Below are 21,307 nucleotides of genomic sequence, written 5' to 3' on the forward strand. Positions count from 1 at the left end.
GCTGCCGTCGTATCCGGCTTGGGCGTTGCTGCGCGTTGGTTGACGCGCGGTGATGCCGCGTTGCGCTGCGTTGCTCCCCGTGTGTGCAGCGAGTGTCTCTCGCTCGAATGAAAAAACGCAAGGAATTTATACAAGGTTGCCCCATGAAAGGAACGTCTTACGTTTTTATTGATCGTCAGGTTTGTGACGTACCCCAACTGCTGGCCCATGCCAAACCAGAGAGCCGCGTGGTGCTTTTGGAGCGCGATCGCGATGGGATTGAACAAATCAGCCAGGTACTTCAGCACCACCAAAACATCAGCGAAATTCACCTGGTGGCGCACGGCAGTCCTGATTGTCTATACCTGGGCAATGCGTGGCTGAGCCTGGAGACGCTGCCTCAATATGCGGCGCGGCTGAGGCAGTGGCGGGGGGCGATCGCCCAGGGCGCGAATATCTTGCTCTATGGCTGTCGTGTTGCGGCGGAGGGGTTGGGCCTAGTGAACGCGCTGCACACCCTGACGGGAGCCAGCATCGCCGCTGCAAGTCAGCCGGTGGGACAGGGCAACTGGCAACTGGATCAGCAAATAGGGGCGATCGCTGCCAGTCTGGCCTTCTCTCCTCAACTCCAGCAGCACTATGCGGGCACGTTTGGCACCGGCTATGTGCTGAGCAACAACACGCTGATCGCCTTCGACACGTCTAACCCAAGCAACCCTGCTCCAGCGATCGCCATTACCGGGCTGGGCGCGGGCGAAACCCTCGTCGGCATCGACGTGCGTCCCCAAAACGGACTGCTCTATGGCCTTGCTTCCAATGGCGCAGGCGGCGTGCGGCTGTATGTGATCAGTCCCCGCACGGGTGTAGCAACTGCGCTCACGGGGGATGTGGTGCAGTTCAGCGACGGGCCAATCTTAGGCAGCAATTTTGACTTTGACTTTAACCCAACCGTTGACCGCATCCGCGTGGTCACTGACGCAGGTATCAACTTCCGCCTTAATCCCAACACGGGGCTAATTGTGGACGGCAACATGGCGATCGCGGGAACTCAACCCGACGGCACAATTAACGGCGGCACAATGACGGTCGATGCCACAGCCTATACCAACAGTTTTCCCAATGCCACCGTTACGACGCAATACACTCTAGATGCCGCCACCAACAGCCTGTTTATCCAGAATCCCCCCAACGCTGGCACACAAACAACGGCGCTGCCAATTACGCTCAACGGCAGCCCGCTAGACTTCACATCTGCCAACGGATTCGACATTCCCCCCAGCGTGGCCGTGAACACCGCCAACACGCCTGCTACTGGGCAGGGGTTGGCCGTGCTGACGGTGGGCGGAGTGACGGGGCTATACGCCATTGAGCTATCGACTGGAGCAGCGACGTTCCTGGGCCGGGTGGGCACTGGGACGGCTCTGGTACAGGGCTTTGCAAACCAGAGCGGCGGCAGCTTGCCGATCGTGGCAGTAGACACCAACAATAATCTGCTGCGGCTCAACAGCACTGCGCCCGGTTCCCCGGTCAGCGTCGCCATTACTGGGTTGACCACTGGCGAACGGGTGGTGGGCATCGACTTTCGACCAGCGACGGGGCAATTGTTTGCGCTGACCAGCAACGGTGCGGGAGTGCGGTTGGCGATTCTTGATCCGCAGACGGGGGCAGCAACTTTTCTGACAGACTCCTTCCAGCAGCCTGTTGACACAAACGGCGACCCCATTAGCCTGAGCAATAGCCAGTTTGGGCTGGACTTTAACCCCACGGTCGATCGGCTGCGGATTGTCACCTCGACAGGACTCAATTTTCGCATGAACCCTAACAACGGGGCGCTTGTAGACGGTGACTCGGCGAATCCGGGGGTACAGCCCGACGGCCCAATCAGCGGCGGTACGACAACAGTTGACGCGACGGCGTATACCAACAGTTTTGCCGGGGCGACCGTCACGACTCAATACACGCTGGATTCTGCTACCGATACGCTGTTTATCCAAAACCCGCCCAACAACGGGGTTCAGACTAATCCGCTGATGGTGACGCTGAACGGGGCGCGGCTGGACTTTAGCAGCGTCAATGGGTTCGATATTCCTGCGTTGGTGCAGGTGGCGACGGCAAATGCGCCTGCGGTAGGTGAAGGAATCGCGGCGCTGACGGTGGATGGAATCACGGGTCTTTACAGCATCAACCTGGGCACAGGGGCAGCCACACGGTTGGGCAACGTGGGAAATGGCAGCACTGGGCTAGTGGGGCTGACCGTCGCCAGCGCCCAGATTCCGGTCAACCAAACCTTGCGAGGCGGCAGCGGTAGAGACTTGCTGCGGGGCGGCGATGGCGACGATACGCTGATCGGCGGCAAAGGTGGCGACACCTTGACGGGCAGGGCCGGGGCCGATCGCTTTGTGTATTCTGGACGCACACAGCAGGCAGCCTTTAGCCAGTCGCGGCTGGCAAACCCAGATCGCATTCAAGATTTTGATGCCACGGAGGGCGATCGCATCCTGCTTGACTTTGACAACAACCTGGCTACGCCCGATCTGCCCCGCAGTTTGTTTAATGCCGGGGTGAAAACTGGGCGATCGCTCGAAGCCGCAGTCCAAGCCGCCTACCTCGACAAAAACCAGGCCCGGCGAGGCAATCAGCGACTCCTGGCAAACCAAGCGGTCTTCTTTGAATGGCGAAACCGTACCTATCTGTCGGTGAACGATAATCAAGCGGGCTTTTCTGCTGGTCGTGATTTGCTAATCAACGTTACGGCGATCGCCTTTAATCCGGGCGATGCCCAGGCAGGGGTATTGTCAGTCGGCAATTACTTTGCCTAGAGAGACCATTCTAAACTTAGCAAGGTTGTTGACTGCGAGCCGGTTTTGTAGATGTTTTGTCTGGGAGTGATGACGGCAAGGTGAGAACTTTTGAATGTGAGAATTTCTGGCTGCCAAAAATGCTGTATCGGATGGCGATCGCCAGGTTTTTCCCAATGTTCTGGATAGGATACGGCAGCGATTAGTAACTCAGAATAACTGTCAAAAACACTGTCAAAAACAGTGCCAAAAAGCGGCCGGGGAGCAGACGGTTTTCCCTGGCCGCTTTTGTATGGGCTATGCATTGGACTAGTACAAAACTAGAAAATTGGGGCGATCGCCATTGAGGATGTATCTGATGATCTCAGTAATTACTCGGATATACCCGGTCGTTTCCCGTTAAAAAAACATGAACTTCAGACTGAAAGATAAAAACTAGTGATAGAAGCTGAAAGTGTCTGTTCTCAGGACTTTGAACCTCTAAAGAGAGTCGTACCTTCTTGATAACTTCATGAAAAATTCATGATTTTGCCCTTATGTATGAAGATTATGTAAACCTTTGTTGGCGACGACATCGTACTTTTACGAGTTCCGGTTAGTCTACATAACTTCTAGCACCAAATGATATTAATACTGGAAATAATGCTGGAAAGTGCATCTGTTCTACAGCCTACTGTGCAGGTTCTATGACGCTGGCCTTAATGGTCTAAATCGGGGTTCCAATAGCGTTCTAAATGGTGATCTAAAACTTTGACGACTTAAAAAATATTGAAATCAGTCAGGTTGCTGATTGGGGTTGAACAATCCGTGTTTTATCGATGCCTTGACTGTTATGTAAATGCTTCCCGTTTTGCTCATGGCTGGGATATTGAACTAGCTAGATACAGAGTTTCTAACCATGAAAGTTGCGCTGGTACACGACTATCTAACTCAGCGGGGTGGGGCGGAGCGAGTTTTTGAACTGCTATGCCGATATTTTCCAGACGCAGATATTTACACGTCTTTGTATGACCCGGAGCGCACGATCGAACTGGGCGATCGCGAAGTGCGGACTACTCTTTTGCAGGCAATGCCCAACGCTTCCAAATATTTCAGGCTGCTGGCTCCGTTTTATTACCCAGCTTTTCGAGCGCTCGATTTGCGAGATTACGATCTGATCGTGAGCAGCAGCACCAGCTTTGCAAAAGCCGTGCGAAAAGGAGCCCACGCAAAGCACATTTGCTTTTGTCACAACGTCCCTCGCTTCCTTTGGGATACGCAAAACTATCTGCGCGAATATCGAGATTTTCAGACGTTTTATCCTGCTATCGATGTGGTGTTTAAGGTTTTGAGAAAGGCAGACTTGGCCTATGCTCAGGAACCAGATTTGTACATTGCCAATTCCAACACGGTGGCTCGACGAATTGAGGCGCTATATAACCGCCCAGCAGTGACGGTGAATTATCCAATTGATGCCAGCCTGTTTCAGTTTTCGGACAAAAAGGATGACTTTTATCTGGCTTCGGCACGGCTGCTAGGCTACAAGCGGGTGGATGTCATCGTGGAAGCGTTTAGCAGGCTGGGCTGGCCGCTGCTGGTGTCGGGGGAAGGGCCGGATCGCAAGCGCCTGGAAAGTATGAGCGCCAGAAATATCCAGTTCTTGGGCTATGTCAGCGATGAGGAGCGGGCTAGCCTGCTGGCGCGGGCAAAGCTGGTGGTGGTGGCGGCGCTGGAAGACTATGGTCTAGTGCCTGTGGAGGCGAATGTCAGCGGTACGCCAGTGGTGTCCTATGGCGCGGGTGGCGTTCTGGATACGCAGATTCCAGGGCTGACGGGGTTATTCTTTCAAGAGCAGACGGCTGCTTCGCTGGAGGCGACACTGCGAGAGGCGGTGCGGATGCAGTGGGATTATTTCAGGATTCGGGATCACGCGCTGAGTCGATTTACCAAGAAGGTCTTTTTTGACAAGATTGGGGAAATTATCGACGGGGTGTGCGATCACCGAACAATTGCGGTTAGCTCGGTGAGTCTGGCTCGATAAGCCTAGCTGAAGGGGTTTGTTTCAACGTGTTCTTTTATTTCAGCGTGTGCTTCAAAAATATTCGTCTAGGGTGTTCATTTAGGGTGTTTGTCTAGATTTAGTCATCATTTAGTCATCAAGGTCAGTCATAAAGGTCACTACCGGAGTTCCAGATTTTGAGTTCATGCGGGATGAAGAATCATGCTTGAGGCGAAACTGAATGGGGCAGCCGACTCGGAACTCGGCTATGGGCAGCTTTTTGCCACACTGATGCGGCGGCGGCTATTGCTGCTGGGGGTGTTGCTGAGTACGATGGCGGTTTCAACCTTACTGTCGGCCCGCAAGGACGCGACCTATCGCAGTTCAATGCAGCTTTTGGTGGAGTCGAACTACGAGCAGAAGGCGAATCTGCGGGGGGCTGTGCCAGAGACGCTGTTCACGGCTCCAGCTGCGGTCGAAATCGACTACGCCACACAAATTCGCCTGATGCAGAGTCCAATCCTGCTGGGGCGGGCGGTGGAGGCGTTGCGCTCTGAGTATCCTGACCTGGGACTGGAGGACTTGAAGCGGGGTCTGGCGGTGAGCCGTGTGCTGGAAACCGAAGACAAGATTGAGACGAAAATTCTCCAGGTGGACTATACCAGCGGCGATCCGCTGAAGTCGCAACGGGTGCTGGAGGTGATGAAAAATGTCTATCTGGCTTATAACCTAGAACAGCAAAAGCTGCGGCTGAGCAACGGTCTGTCGTTTATTGACGAGCAACTGCCGACGGTGCGCGAGGAGGTGGCGAAGGCAGAGCGATCGCTCGAAGATTTCCGCGAAGGGCAGGGCATTATTGACCCAGAGCAGCAGGCCACGGAGTTTGCGAAGGCGCTGAATGCGATCGCCGAGCAGCGCCGCGCCATCCAGGCTGAGTTTCAAGATAATCAGATGCGGTTTCGCGACCTCCAGCAGCAGCTTGCCCGCACGCCGCAAGGGGCGATTGTCGCGTCGCGCCTGAGCCAGTCGCAGCGGTTTCGCAACCTGCTGACCTCACTGCAAGAGACTGAACTGGCGCTGGCAGAGCAGTTGGTCACCTATACCGATCGATCGCCTACAGTCCGCAGCCTGACGCAGCAGCTTGACCGAGAGCGGGCGTTGCTCCAGCAAGAAGCCAGACGCATCCTGGGCGATCGCGCTGAGCTTTCTGAAGACAAACTCTATACCGAAGCCCAGATGGGCGAGGTGGAAATGGGACTGGCTGGGCAGTTGGTGGCCACGCAGACCAACCTAGTGGGCTTGCAGGCTCGCGATCAAAGCCTGGCCCAGGCCGAAGCCCAGCTTCGCAACGAGCTAAACCAGTTTCCGCAACTGATTGCCGAATACAACCGCCTCCAGCCCGACATCACGACCAAGCGCGAAACCCTCCAGCAGCTTTTGAAGGCGCGTCAGGAGTTGGCCATTGAAATTGGGCGCGGGGGCTATAACTGGCAGGTCGTGGAAGCGCCAGAGCAGGGCATCAAAACAGGCCCACGGGTGCTGACTGACCTGCTGCTGGGTACGGTGCTGGGACTGTTTTTGGGCGCGATGGCGGTGTTCCTGCGCGAGTCGATGGATGATGTCATCCACTCGCCCGAAAAGCTGACAGAAACGGTCGCTCTGCCGCCGCTGGGCATGGTACCAAGGTTACCGCGCAGCATTGTCGGTCGGCGCTGGCCGTTGGGGGTTCAGTTGTCACCGTCTGGGCGATCGCCCGCCGCCCTGCCCATGCTGCAAGCCACCCAGTGGCCGCTGTTTCGAGAGTCGATGGATTTGGTCTACAAGAGCCTGCGGCGCAGCAGCCCGGCATCGGCCCTGCGATCGCTCGCTATTACCTCTGCCCTAGCGAATGAAGGCAAAACGCTGGTTTCGATTGGTCTTGCCCTGAGCGCGGCGCGACTGCATCAGCGGGTGCTGCTGATCGATGCTAATTTGCGATCGCCCAGCCTGCACCACCAGCTCAACCTGCCCAACCGTCAGGGACTCTCCACCCTGCTCAGCGGCGAAGATCGGCAACCCCTGCTGCACAGCATTGGCGCAAATACCGATGTGCTGACGGCGGGGCCGCTGTCCAGCGATCCCGTGCGCCTGCTCAGTTCCGACGAACTTCGGGACTGGATTCGAGCGTTTGAAAAAGACTATGACTTGGTGATTCTGGATTCCTGCGCGGTGCTGGGCGTGGTGGATGCGATTCAAACCGCCTCGCTGTGTGAAGGTGTTGCCGTCGTCGCTCGGCTCGACAGCGTTTCCCAAGCCAGCCTGATTCAGGCAGCAACAGCGCTGAACGGCTTGAACGTGATTGGAATGATTGCCAACGATGTGAAGGGCGCTCAGGTTGCTTACGGTCGTCCGTCGGGATTGGGTGCGCTGTTTGCTGAGTCCGTTTCTAACCGCGAAACTGCTGAGTCCGCAGGACGGGATGCCGCCTAGCAAAGGAGGTTAAGGAGCTTTATTAAGGACTGCGTAGAGATCGAGATAACTAAGCTGTTTTGTTGCTCCGCCCATGTTTTTCAAACTGCTTCAACTGGTTCGCAAGCCCCTGAGAGCAACTCGGTTTTGGCAAGAAAACTACTTGATCTTGAGGGAATTTAAAAGCTTTCGCTGGCTGGCGATCGCCGCAGTTTGCTTTGCACTTTTGGCATCTATTACAGAAGGATTTGGGCTGGGTTTTTTGCTGGCGTTTCTGCAAAGTCTCACCTCGCCGAATGCACCGCCTGTTCAAACCGGAATTGAATGGTTTGATGTTTGGGTATTAGGAATTAATGCTCCGGTGACTCAGCGTCTCTATCGCGTGTCTGGTCTGATTGTGGTGGCGACCTGCATCCGGGCCGTGTTTAACTATCTGGCGCAATATTACACGCTGACGAGTGAAGTCACCCTCATTGATCGACTCCGCAAGCGAGTATTTGAACAGCTTCAATCGCAGCGCCTCAGCTATTTTTCTCAGACTCGATCGGGGGAACTGGTCGATGTCTTGACCAGCGAGATGGAGCGGATCAGAAATGCGTTTGGGGCAATGTCGTTTCTAATGACTCGTGCCTTTACACTGCTGGTGTATGCGATCGCCATTCTCTTGCTATCCTGGCAGCTTTCACTCATTTCGATTCTCCTCTTTGGCGGGCTGGCCTTTGGGTTTTCTAAGCTGAACAAACGGGTGCGGCGGCGCAGTGCCAGAACCTCTCAAGCCAGCGGACGACTGACTTCCATCGCCATCGAATTCATCAACGGAATCCGCACTGTACAGGCCTTTTCTGCACAAGAGTTTGAACGGCGGCGGTTTTATCAGGCTAGTACGGGCCTGGTTCAAGAATGGAAAACGGTCTATCGCCTATCCTGCTTGGTGCGTCCTCTGGCAGAAGCCTCCGCAACCTTTGTGCTGGTGGGCATGATCATCCTGGCGCTCACCAATCGCATCATGCCCGTCGCGTCCTTGCTGACGTTTTTATTCATTCTGTTTCGCATGGTTCCCTACAGTCAGGACTTGCTGGGCGTATTTTCTCACCTCAGCACCATGATGGGGTCTGTAGAAAATATCAAGCGGCTCCTGAGCGACGAAGGCAAGCAATTTTTTGAAAACGGTACGCGCACTTTTCCAGGGTTATCTCATGCGATTGAGTTTGTAGATGTCGATTTTGGCTATGACCCCGATCATCTGGTGTTAAAAGATATCAATCTTTGCATCGAAAAAGGCAAGACTACGGCCCTGGTTGGGGCATCGGGTTCTGGCAAATCTACGCTAGCAGATTTGATTTCTCGCTTCTATGATCCGACCACTGGGCGGGTGCTTTTAGATGGGGTTGATCTACGAGAGTTCGAGATCGATTCTGTTCGCCATCGTTTGGCGATTGTGAGTCAGGATACGTTTATTTTCAATGCGTCTGTGCGGAGCAACATTACCTATGGTTCAGAACACGCGACTGATACCGAAGTGTATGAAGCCGCACGGTTGGCAAATGCGCTGGAGTTTATTCTAGAGATGCCGGAGGGGTTTGAAACCACGCTGGGCGATCGCGGCATTCGGCTATCGGGCGGGCAGCGCCAGCGAATTGCGATCGCCCGTGCGCTGCTCAGAAACCCTGAAATTCTGATTCTGGACGAGGCCACCAGCGCTCTGGATTCGGTATCTGAAAGACTGATTCAGGAAGCGCTGGAAAAGCTTTCGGTAGGGCGAACCGTGCTGGCGATCGCCCATCGACTCTCGACCATTTCAGGAGCAGACAAAATTGTGGTGCTAGAACAAGGCAAAATTGTCGAGCAGGGTGGCTATCGAGAACTGATTGATCGGCGCGATCGCTTCTGGAAATACTACCAAATTCAACAGGCATCCTGATATTTCAAAACCATCGCAACGTAATTTAGCCATGACTTCTCTGAGTAAATGACGCATGAATAACCAAGATGCACTCGTGAGCGTTATTATTCCCACCTACAATCGCCCAGATTTCCTGCGGGTGGCAATTCAAAGTGCATTGCAGCAGTCTTACAAGAATATCGAAATAGTTGTTTCTGATAATTGTAGTCCCGAAAATCCTAAACCACTGATTGATTCGTTCTGCGACCCTCGAATTCGGTTTTGGCGAAATGAAACCAATCTAGGAATGTTTGGGAATGCCATGCAGGCAGTCAGCCTAGCGCGTGGGAAATACCTTTCATTTTTGCATGATGACGATGAGTGGGATGAGCGTTTCTTAGAAAGCCTGATTCCAGCATTAGAGCAATATCCTGAGGTGACGATTGCGTTTTGCGATCAGTTCATAACTGATGAATCAGGGAATATCAATAGTCAAATCACTCGCAAGACGACAAAAATCTATCGACGCGATCGCCTTCAAAGTGGACTGTATCAGCCCTTCACAGAAATCGGCTTAATTTATCGAGCTGTTCCCAGTGTTGCTGGTGCTGTAATCCGAAGAGAATCAGTCGATTGGGCAAATATTCCACCCGAAGTGGATAGAATGTATGACCTCTACCTTACCTATTTGTGTTGCAAAGACGGGCAAGCCGCTTACTATCTTGCTGACAGGTTGGCTTACCATCGAGAACATCCAAACGCCGATACATTTTTGAGCGGACGACGAAACGGACTGTCCAAGATTTCTAAAGCCAAAGTAGAAATCTTCTGCTACCAGCGCTTTATTCAAGACAGCAATCTTCGTCCACTTAGATTCCATTTCAAGAAGCAACTGCTGCACGCTCAAACAACACTAGGGATTGGGTTGTTGTTAACAAACCGTCCTTCTGAGGCGCGAATTCATTTGTTTCAATCCCTCAGGGGTCGTTTCTTTAGCTTGAGAACTCTGGCGGCGTTGCTGCTGAGTCTGTTGTGTTCACTGGTGCTGATGGAGCGATCGCACGAAGATGATTCAGATCACTTTCTAAGTCTTAATCGAGTTGAATCGATCCGTATCTCTCAGAGCATTCGGGACACGTTCAGCAACAATGCCTCCTAGCGCCTTCTAACCCCAAAGCTGCCGCCTACTTTGACAGATTTACCTTTAGCATCTACCCTTCTCACGAATTCTGGCCCATGAAAGTTAGCGTCATCATTCCCTGCCTGAACAATGCGTCTACCCTTGCCACCCAACTGGCGGCCTTGGCAGCCCAGCAGTATGCCGCTCCGTGGGAAGTGATCGTGGCAGACAATGGGTCTACAGACGACACCGTGGCCATCGCAAAGCAGTTTGGCGATCGCCTCCCCAATCTGCGTGTATTAGATGCTTCGCGAATCGGCGGCAGCGCCCACGCCCGCAACGTGGCAGCGGCAGCAGCACGGGGCGAGTTCCTGCTGTTTTGTGATGGAGATGATGAGGTGGGCGCGGGCTGGGTTGCTGCGATGGTCTCTGCCCTAGAGAACGCCGATCTAGTCGGCGGGTATATGGAATATTGGCGGCTCAACGAACCCTGGCTGGTACGGGCTTATAGTTACGAAAATGGATTGAAGCTGTTTGAGTCGGGATACTTGAAGTTTGCTAGCGGGTGTAATTTGGGAATTCGTCGCGTTGTTCATGAAGCGGTGGGCGGGTTTGATGAAACCCTGTTGCGACTTCAAGACGTGGACTATTCCTGGCGCGTTCAACAGGCTGGATTTAAGCTGAGCTACGCACCTGATGCGATGGTTCATTTTCGACTGCGTGGCAGCATTCGGAGTGTGTGTCGCCGAGCCTTCAAGTTTGGATACACTGAACCGTTCCTTTACCAGAAGCACCGGAACAAAGGGATGCCGCAAATCTTGAGTTGGAAGTCGATTGTCAAAACGGCTGCCCTGTTTCCAGTCCGCCTGATTGCCTCGCTGCGCGATCGCGCTTCGTTGTGTAGGGTTCTGATGGAAGGCTGCTGGCGCGGCGGCGAACTCTATGGCTGCATCAAACACCGATATTTGCCGCTTTAGCATGGCTGGAGGCAGCGCGAGTGAAGCTTTGCATTGTGACGCATCGGGTGATTCCAGGAGACGGGCAGGGGCGCGTCAACTACGCCGTCGTGCAGCACGCGCTGGCGGCGGGGCATTGGGTGACGCTGCTGGCCAGCGAGGTTGCGCCAGACCTGGTGCAGCATCCAGGATTAGCTTGGGTGGCGATTCCGGTCAATGGGCTGCCGACCGAGTTGCTGAGAAACTTGATGTTTTCCTGGCAGAGTCGGCGCTGGTTGGCAAAGCACGCCGTTGAGTTCGATTTGGTCAAGCTCAATGGCGCGATTACTGATTTTCCGGCAGACATCAATGCCGTGCATTTTGTCCACCATGACTGGCTGCGATTCGCGAAGCGATCCCTGCGGGAATCGCCCGCCAATCACATCTCTGGTCTGCGGGGGCTATATCAGCAGCTCTATACAGTACTCAATGCCCATTGGGAAAAGCAGGCGTTTCGTCGCTCTGGGCTTCTGATTGCAGTTTCTCAGCAGGTCAAGCAAAGCCTATTGAGTATTGGAGTGCCAGAAGAAAAGATTCGGGTCATCTTGAATGGGGTCGATACGGTAGAGTTTTCACCCGGCAAGGTCAGTCGCGATTTGTGGAACCTACCCGCAGAAGTGCCGTTGGGACTATTTGCTGGAGATATTAAAACCCCTAGAAAAAACCTGGATACTGTGCTGCACGCTCTGACTCAGGTTTCAGCTTTGCATTTGGCAGTCGCAGGCGACACAGAGGGCAGCCCCTATCCCAAACTGGCAGAGGGACTCGGCGTTGGCGATCGCGTTCATTTTTTGGGCTATCGCCGCGACCTCAAAGACCTGATGAAAGCTGTCGATCTGTTCATTTTTCCATCCCGCTACGAAGCCTGTTCGCTCGTGCTGCTAGAAGCCCTGGCCACCGGGTTGCCTGTGGTGACTGCGGCAACCACGGGCGGCGCAGAAATCGTCACCCCCGATTGCGGCGTGGTGCTGCCCGACCCCAACGATGTGGATCAGCTGGCTCAAACGCTGAACGCCCTGATTACTGACCCCACGCGGCGATCGCAACTGGGCCAGGCGGCCCGTCGCCGCGCCGAAGCCCACACCTGGAGCGCAATGGCTCAGCAATATCTAGACCTGTTTGATCCTCTGTGCCCCTATGCTGCTGCCAAGCCTGCCGCCGCTAACCCTGAAGTCGCCCATCATGAAGCTGACTGTCATCATTCCTACCTACTGTCGCGTGAATGACCTGCGGCGCTGTCTTGCGGCCCTGGCTGAGCAAGTGCGATCGCCCGATGAGGTGATTGTAGTAGTGCGCGATACGGATCGAAACACCTGGGAGTTTTTGGAAACGAGTGTGCCATCGGGGTTGCCGCTGCAAACCATAAGCGTGGTTGTTCCGGGAGTAGTAGCGGCGATGAACCGGGGCCTGGAAGCTGCCCAGGGCGACGTAATTTGCTTTACAGACGACGACGCTGCGCCTCACCCGGACTGGCTGGCTCGCATCGAGCAGCATTTCCTGGCCGATCCTCACTTGGGCGGACTGGGCGGGCGCGATCGCATCCAGCACTTGCCCGAATCTCTGGCCGGACGACCCTGCACCGTGGGAAAGCTGCAATGGTTTGGTCGGCCCATTGGCAATCATCATCTGGGCATGGGCGCAGCGCGAGAGGTCGATATTCTCAAAGGCGTGAACATGAGCTTTCGACGAGCGGCGATCGCCCATCGACCGTTCGATACCCGAATGCGCGGCTCCGGGGCCCAGGCTCATTTTGAACTGGCCATGAGTCTGGCGCTGCGGCGCGACGGCTGGCGGTTAGTTTATGATCCAGCCGTGTTGGTCGATCACTACCCTGCCCCCCGGCATGACGAAGACCAGCGCCACCAGTTCAGCGCGATCGCCCGCCAAAACGCGGTTCACAACGAAACTCTGGCCCTGCTGGAACACTTTTCACCTGTGCAGCAGGCAATATTCCTGCTCTATGCGCTACTGCTGGGGCATCGGGATGCTTTCGGGCTGGCCCAGCTAGTCCGATATTTTCCCCAGCAGCGCGACTTGGCTATGCGTCAGTGGGCAGCGGCCATGCAGGGGCGATGGCAGGGCATTCAAACCTGGTGGGCCAGCCGGAAGCAGGGGTCAAAGGCAGGGCTTGGAGGACAGGAATGGGGACTGAGAGGGTAGGGAGAGGGGTTTGGATTTTGGGTTTGGCTGTGCCTTGAGTAACTGCTTTAAGAGTTTGAGGGGCTGACTGAGGAGTCTCTTGTGCTTTAGAGTTTCGCTGTTTTATTCGCCGTCTTAAACACATGGAAGTCATTTCGAGTCCACAGCCGACTGGCAACCAGTCCCTACCCGGATGGATTGCGATCGCCGGGGTGTTTAGTATTGCCACGCTGGGGGCGCTAGTTGGGGCAGGCGGTTTGGTGCGGCTGTTTTTTCCAGCCTCGGCGCTGCTGGTGGCGGTGTTGCTCTACTTCCGCTATCCGCTGCTCTACGTTGGGTTTGCCTGGTGGATCTGGTTCCTCACGCCCCTCCTCCGGCGCGTCAGCGACTACAACAGCTTTTGGGACGAAAAGGGCGTGATTTTGCTGGCGCCTTACCTGGTCACGTTCGTCAGCGTGCTGACTCTGGTGCGCTATCTGCCCCGCACGCCGAAAATGGGTGGGCTGCCCTTTGTGCTGGCGATCGCCAGCGTGGTCTATGCCTTTCTGATTGGACTCATTCTCGATAATCCACCGCTTGCGGTGATCCGTTCCTTCCTGGACTGGATTTGCCCCATCTTATTTGGCTTTCACCTATTTGCAAACTGGCACGATTATCCCAGCTACCGCAGCAACTTCCAGCGCGTATTTCTCTGGTGTGTCTTGCTCACAGGTCTCTACGGCATCTACCAGTTTATGGTTGCGCCGCCGTGGGACGGTTTTTGGCTGATTCGCACCAAGCTCGTCAGCTTTGGCAAACCAGAGCCGTTTGAAATCCGGGTCTGGAGTACCATGCACTCGCCCGGCCCGTTTGCCGTGGTGATGATGGCAGGGCTGCTGCTGCTGTTTTCTGAGCGCAGCGTATTGGGCATTCCCGCAGCCGTCAGCGGCTATCTGTCTATTCTGCTCAGCATGGTGCGCTCGGCCTGGGGCGGCTGGGTGGCAGGGCTGCTGGCGGCTTTTGCCTCCACCACGCCCAAATATCAAATGCGGCTGGTGGTCACGATTTTGGTGCTGGTGCTGTGCGTCACGCCGCTGACGGCAATGGAGCCGTTTGATGAGGTGATTAGCGAACGGGTCGAGTCGATTTCTAACCTCGCCCGCGACCAGAGTTTCCGCGATCGCTCTCGAAATCACGACCGCGATTTCAACGTGGCCATCACGCGAGGACTGGGGCGCGGCATGGGCAGTACCTGGATTGTGAATGAGCGCAACGGCAAGCTGGAAATGATTGTGCTAGACAGCGCCATTCTCGATATCTTCTTTACGCTGGGCTGGGCGGGAGCGCTGCCCTATTTGGGGGGCGTGATCTTCTTGATTGTCAGCCTGTTCAAAGACTCTGCCGCTCGCGCCGATTCGTTTGCCAGTGCCGCGCGGGGCATTTCGCTAGCGGTGTTTTTCCAGTTCATCTTCAGCAGCGTCATGCTGGGGCTGTCGGGCATGATTCTGTGGGGCTTTATGGGCATCGCTCTGGCCGCCAGCCGCTATCATCGCCATCGCAAAAATCTCCTCAAGGTGCTGTAGCGCTTTGGGGGGCTACCTGCATGAGCTGCGATGTTTGAGGGGCGCTTTGGGGACATGCTTGGGCTATCACTGGGATAGGACTTACGCTGTTGGAGGATTTCTTGGGGGCTACGCCCGCGAGAAATCCGCCAAGACCCAATAGAGCTTATCGCAAGTGCGTAAGTCCTGTGGGAATTTCGTAAAGAGTCAAGGAAGACATGAAGCATTTTCTAGTCCTAGAAAAAGATCTCGATACCCCTAACCCCGCTGCATTTCTTATTACAAAGGTTTGCTACTTTAACGAGGAGGAGATGAATTTTTACTACTTCACTGCAAATGGTTACAAAGTAGACAATGACTTGGTGGGTGTTTGGTTCGGGCTGTCTGCTGGGGAGCGAAAAGAAGATGTGACTGAAGAGCAAGCGCGGGAGTACGAGAAGATGAAACTGGCACACGGCATGAAGGATATCCCGGTCACTTTGTCTTCAGAGGGCTAAATCAGCTTGGGTGTTATTGCTGAACCGCTTTTGGGCAGCGCGGTGGTTGTTTGGTTTACCTCCTGTTTCGTTTATCTCCAAAGTAGTCTCAAATATCTCCAAAGCAGTCTCAAATTGCAGCATCAATCATTTTGCAGCGGCTATCACAAACCGATGATCCCGGTGTATGATTTGCTGGAATTTCGGTCTTGTTTGGGAGAAGGGATATGGGTTTGGTAACGGCTCCCCCGGCGCTGCTGGTGTTGGCAGATGGCACGGTGTTTCGCGGATTTTCTTTTGGCGCGTCGGGCACCAGCATCGGCGAGGTGGTGTTCAATACGGGCATGACGGGATATCAAGAAGTTCTGACTGATCCCAGCTATCGCGGGCAGCTTGTCACCTTTACCTATCCCGAACTGGGCAATACGGGGGTGAACCCGGAGGATGAAGAATCGTCCGGGCCTCAGGTAAAAGGGGCGATCGCCCGCAATATTTGCTCCCGCCCGAGCAACTGGCGCTCCACCCAGTCTCTCCCCGACTACCTCAAGCAGCACCACATTCCGGGCATCTACGGCATCGACACCCGCGCCCTCACCCGCAAACTGCGCTCCGTCGGCGCGATGAACGGCGGCCTCTCCACCGAAATCCTCGACCCAGCGGAACTGCTGATGCAGGTGCAGGAAGCCCCCAGCATGGCCGGGCTAAACCTGGTGAAGGACGTGACCACGCGGGAAATTTACGAATGGAGCGAGCCGACCCCGCCAGAGTGGGAATTTAGCGAAGGGGTTTCACAATCGGCAGAGCCGCTGACTGTTGTGGCGATCGACTTTGGCGTGAAGCGCAATATTCTACGGCGGCTGGCCAGCTACGGCTGCCGGGTCATTGTTGTGCCCGCCAACACGCCCCCCGAAACCATCCTGAGCTACAACCCGGACGGCATTTTCCTGTCTAACGGGCCGGGTGACCCCGCCGCCAACACCGACGGCATTGAAACCACCAAAGCCTTGCTCAAGGCCCAGAAGCCCGTCTTTGGCATCTGCATGGGCCACCAGATTCTGGGTCTGTCGATGGGCGGCGAATCGTTCAAGCTCAAGTTTGGCCATCGCGGGCTAAACCAGCCCGCGGGCTTGCGCCAAAAGGTGGAAATCACGAGTCAAAACCACGGCTTTGCGATCGCCCAGGAGTCGCTCCCCGATGCCGAGGTAGAAATCACCCACCTGAACCTGAACGATCGCACGGTGGCCGGCCTGCGCCACAAAACCTTGCCCATGTTCTCGGTGCAATATCACCCCGAAGCCAGCCCCGGCCCCCACGATGCAGACTATCTATTTGAGCAGTTTGTGCGCCAAATGCGTGAGAGCAAGGGATAGACCTCTTTTCAGAGTCTCTCATGGCGCAACTGTTTTCTCAGCCATCTCCGCGCTGGATTGGGGTGGCGATCGCCTTCTATGCCTTTATCGCCATTGGCATTGCCGAGGGCGGGCTGGGGGTGCTGCTGCCATCGATTTTGCAGGAATATAGCCTGACACCCGCCAGCGTGACGCTGCTATTCGTCAGTCAGATTACAGGCTACATTTTTGCGGCGTTTACCAGCAGCCTGATCAGCAGTTGGCTGGGGCTGGCGCGGATGCTGCTGATGGCAGCGGGCACGCTGACGCTGGCGCTGGCGATTTATGCCACCGCGCCGATATGGGCGCTGATGGTGGCGGCGGGGACGCTGCTGGGGCTAGGCATCGGGCTGATCGACGCGGGCGTAAACACCTACATCGTGCAGGACGAACGCGGCGCATCGCTAATCGGCACGCTGCACGGGTTTTACGGCGTGGGGGCGCTGTCGGGCCCGGCGATCGCCACGACGCTGCTGGCGATGGGCGTGACCTGGCGACAGGTGTATGGCGTGCTGACAGGGGTGGTGGGGCTGCTGATTGTAGCGCTGCTGGCGGTGATGGTGATTCGCTATCCGCCGATGAATCTTCGAGGTGTGGTCACCTCCGAGGGAGCGAGTGCGGCGCAAAACCTGGGGCGATCGCTCCGACATCCGGCGGTGCTGCTGACGGGGCTGCTGCTGCTGGTCTACGTGGGCACGGAAGCGGCGATCGGCAACTGGGCCTACACGGTGCAGTCGGTCGGGCGTAATATGCCTGCAATGGCAGCAGGCTATGGCGTGGCGGCCTACTGGCTGGGGCTGACGGTGGGGCGGTTTGGTTTGGACTATTGTTTGCGGCGGGTGGGGGCAGTGCGGATGATCAGCCTGTCGCTGACGCTGTTGCTCATCGGGCTATTTGCCTGGTGGCAACTGCCCGATCAGTGGCTCAGCCTGCCGATGATTGGGTTGGCGTTGGCGGCGATTTTTCCGGCGACGATCTGGCTGGTTCCCCAGCGACTACCTGCGGAACTCGTCCCCGGCGGCATTAGCTTTTCCACCAGCGCGGCCAGCTTTGGCGCGGCGATTATTCCCACCAGCGCAGGCTGGATTGCCAATGCCACCAGCCTGGAGAGCATTCCGGTGCTAATGCTGCCGCTGGCGATCGCCATGATTTTGATCCACCTCTGGCTGGTGCAGCACAGTCCGAGCGATCGCTCGTTGAGCTAGCAACCTACGGCTAAATCGCAAACCCCATTTCCTTTAGCCCCTGCCGCAGCCGCTCCGCCTGCTCTGGGTTGGACTGGGAATGCAGAGCGATCGCCCGCCCAAATGAGGCCAGCCCCGATTCCACCTGGCCCAGCTTGATCAGCGCCACGCCAAGGTTTTGGTGCGCCTCGGCGTGGTCGGGCTGAAGCCGGATTGCCTCCTGATAGTGCGCTACTGCGTTGGTAATTTGTCCCTGCGCCCGCAGCGTCGTGCCCAGGTTGTAGTGTCCGGCGGCAAAGTTGGGGTCGATGGCAAGGCAGCGTTCATAAAGCTGGCGGGCAGTGGCCAGATCGCCCGTGGTTTTGCACAGGCTGCCCAAATTGTTGTAGGCTCCCAGCTTCAGCGGCTCTAGCACGGGCTGTTGCAGCGCGGCCTGGTAGTGCTGCGCGGCCTGTTCGATCTGATTCAGCCGGGTGAAGGCAATGCCCAGGTGATAATGCAGCTCGTAGCGCACAGGCGCATCCGTCTGCGACGCTTTCAACAAGGGCGATTTTAGCCCCTGCTGCAAAAGCTGGATGCCGCGCTCCACCTCGCCCATCTGCACATACAGCGCCCCCAGCTTGCTGCACTCGTAGGGGTCGTCGGGGTGGACTTTCCAGTAGCCCTCCATGACGGTTCGCGCTTTTTCTAGCTTGTCGCGACGGGCGATCGCCACGGGGTCATACCCATCGTGCAAAATCGCCACCTGCGGCAAATCCACAATGCCCCAGCCCGGTTCCTGCTGCCGCAGCGCCGCCACCGCATCGTCAATCGTGGCGTGGTAGGGCCGCGCAAAGGTCACGGCCGGATGCCGCCGAAATAGCCGTGACACCAGCGAATAGGGCGACTGCACCGCGCCCACCTCCTGCCGCAGCAGGTTGATGACCAGCGTTTCGTCATGCTGCATCGCCTGCTGCATTATTGGCACACAGTCCGCTACCAGCGTCTCGTCGGCATCCAGCACCAGCACCCAGTCGCCCGTGGCGTGGCGTAGGGACTCGTTTCGGGCGATCGCAAAATCGTTTTGCCAGGGGGTAGAAAATACCTTTGCCCCAAAGGATTGGGCGATCGCCACGGTGTCATCCACCGAGCCTGTATCGACGACAATTAGCTCGTCAGCCACAGTCGCCACGCTCTGCAAACAGCGCCCCAGCCGTTCCGCCTCATCGCGCACAATCATGCAAAGGCTTAGCTTTGGTTTCACCGATTTTTCCCCTCTGCACCAACGCCTAAAGGAATTCCTAGAAAGAATGTCTGCAAAAAATGCCCGCAAAGAATGTTCACAGAAGGCTTGCTCAAGCCCGTCAATCGGTCGTTGACCGCGACACCTCTCGATCCTAACTTAGGGTAGCCGTGCCATCGATGACGTTGGGGACGGATCTCCGCACGAGCCTCTGTATAGTACAAAAGTACGATAAAATGTCAAAGCTGATTTAATAATGCTGACCAAAATATTGACCAACAGGCTTGCCGAAAAGTAAAACCCTGCCCTCGCCCGATCTGGCTAAAACCTGTTTTGCAAACGGATTCTTAGAAAATTATGGGGAATAATAGTGGGGAACTGGGTATTGCCGCCAAATTGCCGCCAAATTCATATCGAATTTTCTGCAAATCGCTCACCGTCTGCATTCTTGCGGAATCAGGAACCCGCTGTTGCGGCTTACAGTCCTGTCATAAAACCTCTCTAAGAGACTAAGACATTTTCCTTGGAGACTACTCGTAAAGCTCGTCAACAGCGCAAACCCTTGAGTGAACCAGGGTGGTCTTGTAGCACGGCGATCGCCTCTTATTCAGCATCGCCAGCGGTTTGATTCGCAAAACGCATCTGCCTCGCATGGTTTGGTCTGATCCCTCACGTTGCTTCGGAAGCGATTCATGAATATTCCATTTCCTCTCAGTTTGGCGGCACTTAGCCTGGTGGCGCTTGGGGTCACACAAGCCCTTGGCTCCCAGGGCCATACCCCCTCCGTAGAACCGGGCACCCACCTGCTCAGCAGCACTGCCACCGTCGCCTCAGGCAGAAGCGGAATGCTGAGTGCCCGCGATCCTCAGGCGTTGATCAATATCCGCGTCAGCCCCGGTGTCCAATCCCGACTCGTGTTTACGGGAACTCCCAACACGCCCGTCATGATTCTTCAGGAAGCCCCCGGCGGAGATGGGTTTACCTGGTATCAGGTGCGGCTGGGCAACGGCGTAGAGGGCTGGGTGCGGGGCGACTTGGTGCGCGTGACGGCGGGTTCTGGGGCGATCGCCTCTTCGCCTGCTGCACCGCAACCCCCCGCCCAGCAAGCCGCAGGCTTCCAGAATGCCGCGGCCGATGCGCCGATCTACGACCCATCCTCTGGGGCGCTGATGCGTCCTGGAACCCGCCCAGAAGCGAGTGCGCCCAATCGCGGCGATTTGCCCAGCCCCACGTCTAATCTGCCTGCATATAATCCGTCCGTCCAACCCGTGCCGCCTGCCAGCGTGCCAACCAATGGGCAGACCAATCTCCCGCGCTATTCGCGTGAAGTCGTGGTCGATCAGCAGGGGCAGCGCGACATCACCCAGGGAACGGCGAACCCTGCGGTGAACCAGCCCCTACCCAGCCCCCAGCCCCCTGATCCGCCAGGACTGGTGGATCGCATCGTGGGTGGGATTAGTGCCATTGGCAATCGCGTGGGTGCGATTCTAAATCCTGGGCCAGCCCCACTAGCCATCACGCAAGCAGACATTGATTACTTCACGGAAGTCGCGCTTGGCTCGGAATGGGGAAATAACGCACCGCTAATTCGTAGATGGAATACAAACTTGAGAATTCGCGTCACGGGCACCCGCACTGCGGAGGATGACGCGACGATTCGCCAGGTGATGCAAGAATTGAACGAGCTACTCAACGGCAGCGGCGTGCAGCTCGTCCGCGACGACCGCAATCCCAATGTCGAGATTATCTACGCGCCAGAGAGCCAGTTTCGCCAGCTAGAACCCAACTATGTGCCAGGGAATCTAGGCTTTTTCTGGGTGCGTTGGAATAACAGCGTCATTAACTACGCCCGCATTTTGATTACTAACACCAACCGCGTCACGCAGCGAGAGCGGAGCCACTTGCTGCGGGAAGAACTGACTCAGGTGTTGGGCTTGATGCGCGACTCCAATCGCTATCCCAACAGCATTTTCTACCAGGGCTGGACGGACGTAACGGAGTACGCCGAAATCGATCGCACACTGATTCGGATGCTCTACCACCCGCAACTTCGACCGGGCATGACGCAATCGCAGGCCGTTGCCGTCCTGCAAACCCTAGTTGATCCACGTGCTGCCAGAACTCGCTAGCGAAGTTTCCTTAATCTTGTCGGGGCAA

Annotated in this window: 14 protein-coding genes; 13 read left to right on the top strand and 1 reads right to left on the bottom strand. The window is 56.0% G+C overall.

All coding sequences use genetic code 11. From position 1 onward, the window contains the following. Positions 1–143: 143 nt before the first annotated feature. From IGS16_RS10135 to IGS16_RS10190, 12 genes are all read left to right on the top strand, one after another. The gene (locus tag IGS16_RS10135; RefSeq protein WP_297085245.1) at positions 144–2,798 is read left to right on the top strand and encodes a DUF4394 domain-containing protein; all 2,655 of its coding nucleotides are present in this window, start codon (positions 144–146) and stop codon (positions 2,796–2,798) included. Between the two features lie 877 nt (positions 2,799–3,675). Then, complete coding sequence (locus IGS16_RS10140; RefSeq protein ID WP_297085246.1) at positions 3,676–4,797, top strand: glycosyltransferase; 1,122 nt, start codon at positions 3,676–3,678, stop codon at positions 4,795–4,797. Positions 4,798–4,977: 180 nt separating this feature from the next. Then, a complete protein-coding gene (locus IGS16_RS10145) occupies positions 4,978–7,224 on the top strand; it encodes a polysaccharide biosynthesis tyrosine autokinase (protein WP_297085247.1) in 2,247 nt (748 codons plus the stop codon). A 73-nt stretch (positions 7,225–7,297) separates the two neighbouring features. Further along, a complete protein-coding gene (hepA, locus tag IGS16_RS10150) occupies positions 7,298–9,124 on the top strand; it encodes a heterocyst formation ABC transporter subunit HepA (RefSeq protein ID WP_367185768.1) in 1,827 nt (608 codons plus the stop codon). Positions 9,125–9,179: 55 nt separating this feature from the next. Further along, positions 9,180–10,244: a glycosyltransferase family 2 protein gene (locus IGS16_RS10155; protein WP_297085249.1), complete on the top strand. Its 1,065-nt coding sequence runs from the start codon at positions 9,180–9,182 to the stop codon at positions 10,242–10,244. A gap of 77 nt (positions 10,245–10,321) precedes the next feature. After that, a complete protein-coding gene (locus IGS16_RS10160; protein ID WP_297085250.1) occupies positions 10,322–11,182 on the top strand; it encodes a glycosyltransferase in 861 nt (286 codons plus the stop codon). Between the two features lie 20 nt (positions 11,183–11,202). Beyond that, complete coding sequence (locus tag IGS16_RS10165) at positions 11,203–12,426, top strand: glycosyltransferase family 4 protein (RefSeq protein WP_297085251.1); 1,224 nt, start codon at positions 11,203–11,205, stop codon at positions 12,424–12,426. Continuing rightward, positions 12,383–13,360, top strand: coding sequence for a glycosyltransferase family 2 protein (locus IGS16_RS10170; RefSeq protein WP_297085252.1), 978 nt, complete (start codon positions 12,383–12,385; stop codon positions 13,358–13,360). The genes IGS16_RS10165 and IGS16_RS10170 overlap by 44 nt, the downstream gene beginning before the upstream one ends. 122 nt (positions 13,361–13,482) lie before the next feature. After that, positions 13,483–14,901: an O-antigen ligase domain-containing protein gene (locus IGS16_RS10175; protein ID WP_297085253.1), complete on the top strand. Its 1,419-nt coding sequence runs from the start codon at positions 13,483–13,485 to the stop codon at positions 14,899–14,901. 197 nt (positions 14,902–15,098) lie between these two features. Continuing rightward, positions 15,099–15,377: a hypothetical protein gene (locus tag IGS16_RS10180; protein WP_297085254.1), complete on the top strand. Its 279-nt coding sequence runs from the start codon at positions 15,099–15,101 to the stop codon at positions 15,375–15,377. Between the two features lie 206 nt (positions 15,378–15,583). Beyond that, positions 15,584–16,726, top strand: coding sequence for a glutamine-hydrolyzing carbamoyl-phosphate synthase small subunit (carA, locus tag IGS16_RS10185; RefSeq protein WP_297085255.1), 1,143 nt, complete (start codon positions 15,584–15,586; stop codon positions 16,724–16,726). 20 nt (positions 16,727–16,746) lie between these two features. Continuing rightward, positions 16,747–17,949, top strand: a complete 1,203-nt coding sequence (locus tag IGS16_RS10190; RefSeq protein WP_297085256.1) for a sugar MFS transporter — start codon at positions 16,747–16,749, stop codon at positions 17,947–17,949. Positions 17,950–17,959: 10 nt separating this feature from the next. On the opposite strand, the gene IGS16_RS10195 is transcribed toward IGS16_RS10190, so the two are convergent. Then, a complete protein-coding gene (locus IGS16_RS10195; protein WP_367185771.1) occupies positions 17,960–19,147 on the bottom strand; it encodes a tetratricopeptide repeat protein in 1,188 nt (395 codons plus the stop codon). A 695-nt stretch (positions 19,148–19,842) separates the two neighbouring features. Between IGS16_RS10195 and IGS16_RS10200 the strand changes: the two genes are divergently transcribed. Continuing rightward, positions 19,843–21,279, top strand: a complete 1,437-nt coding sequence (locus IGS16_RS10200; protein ID WP_297085258.1) for a DUF2927 domain-containing protein — start codon at positions 19,843–19,845, stop codon at positions 21,277–21,279. Positions 21,280–21,307 lie beyond the last annotated feature (28 nt).

The sequence above is a fragment of the Thermoleptolyngbya sp. C42_A2020_037 genome (assembly GCF_015272455.1).
GTDB lineage: Bacteria > Cyanobacteriota > Cyanobacteriia > Elainellales > Elainellaceae > Thermoleptolyngbya.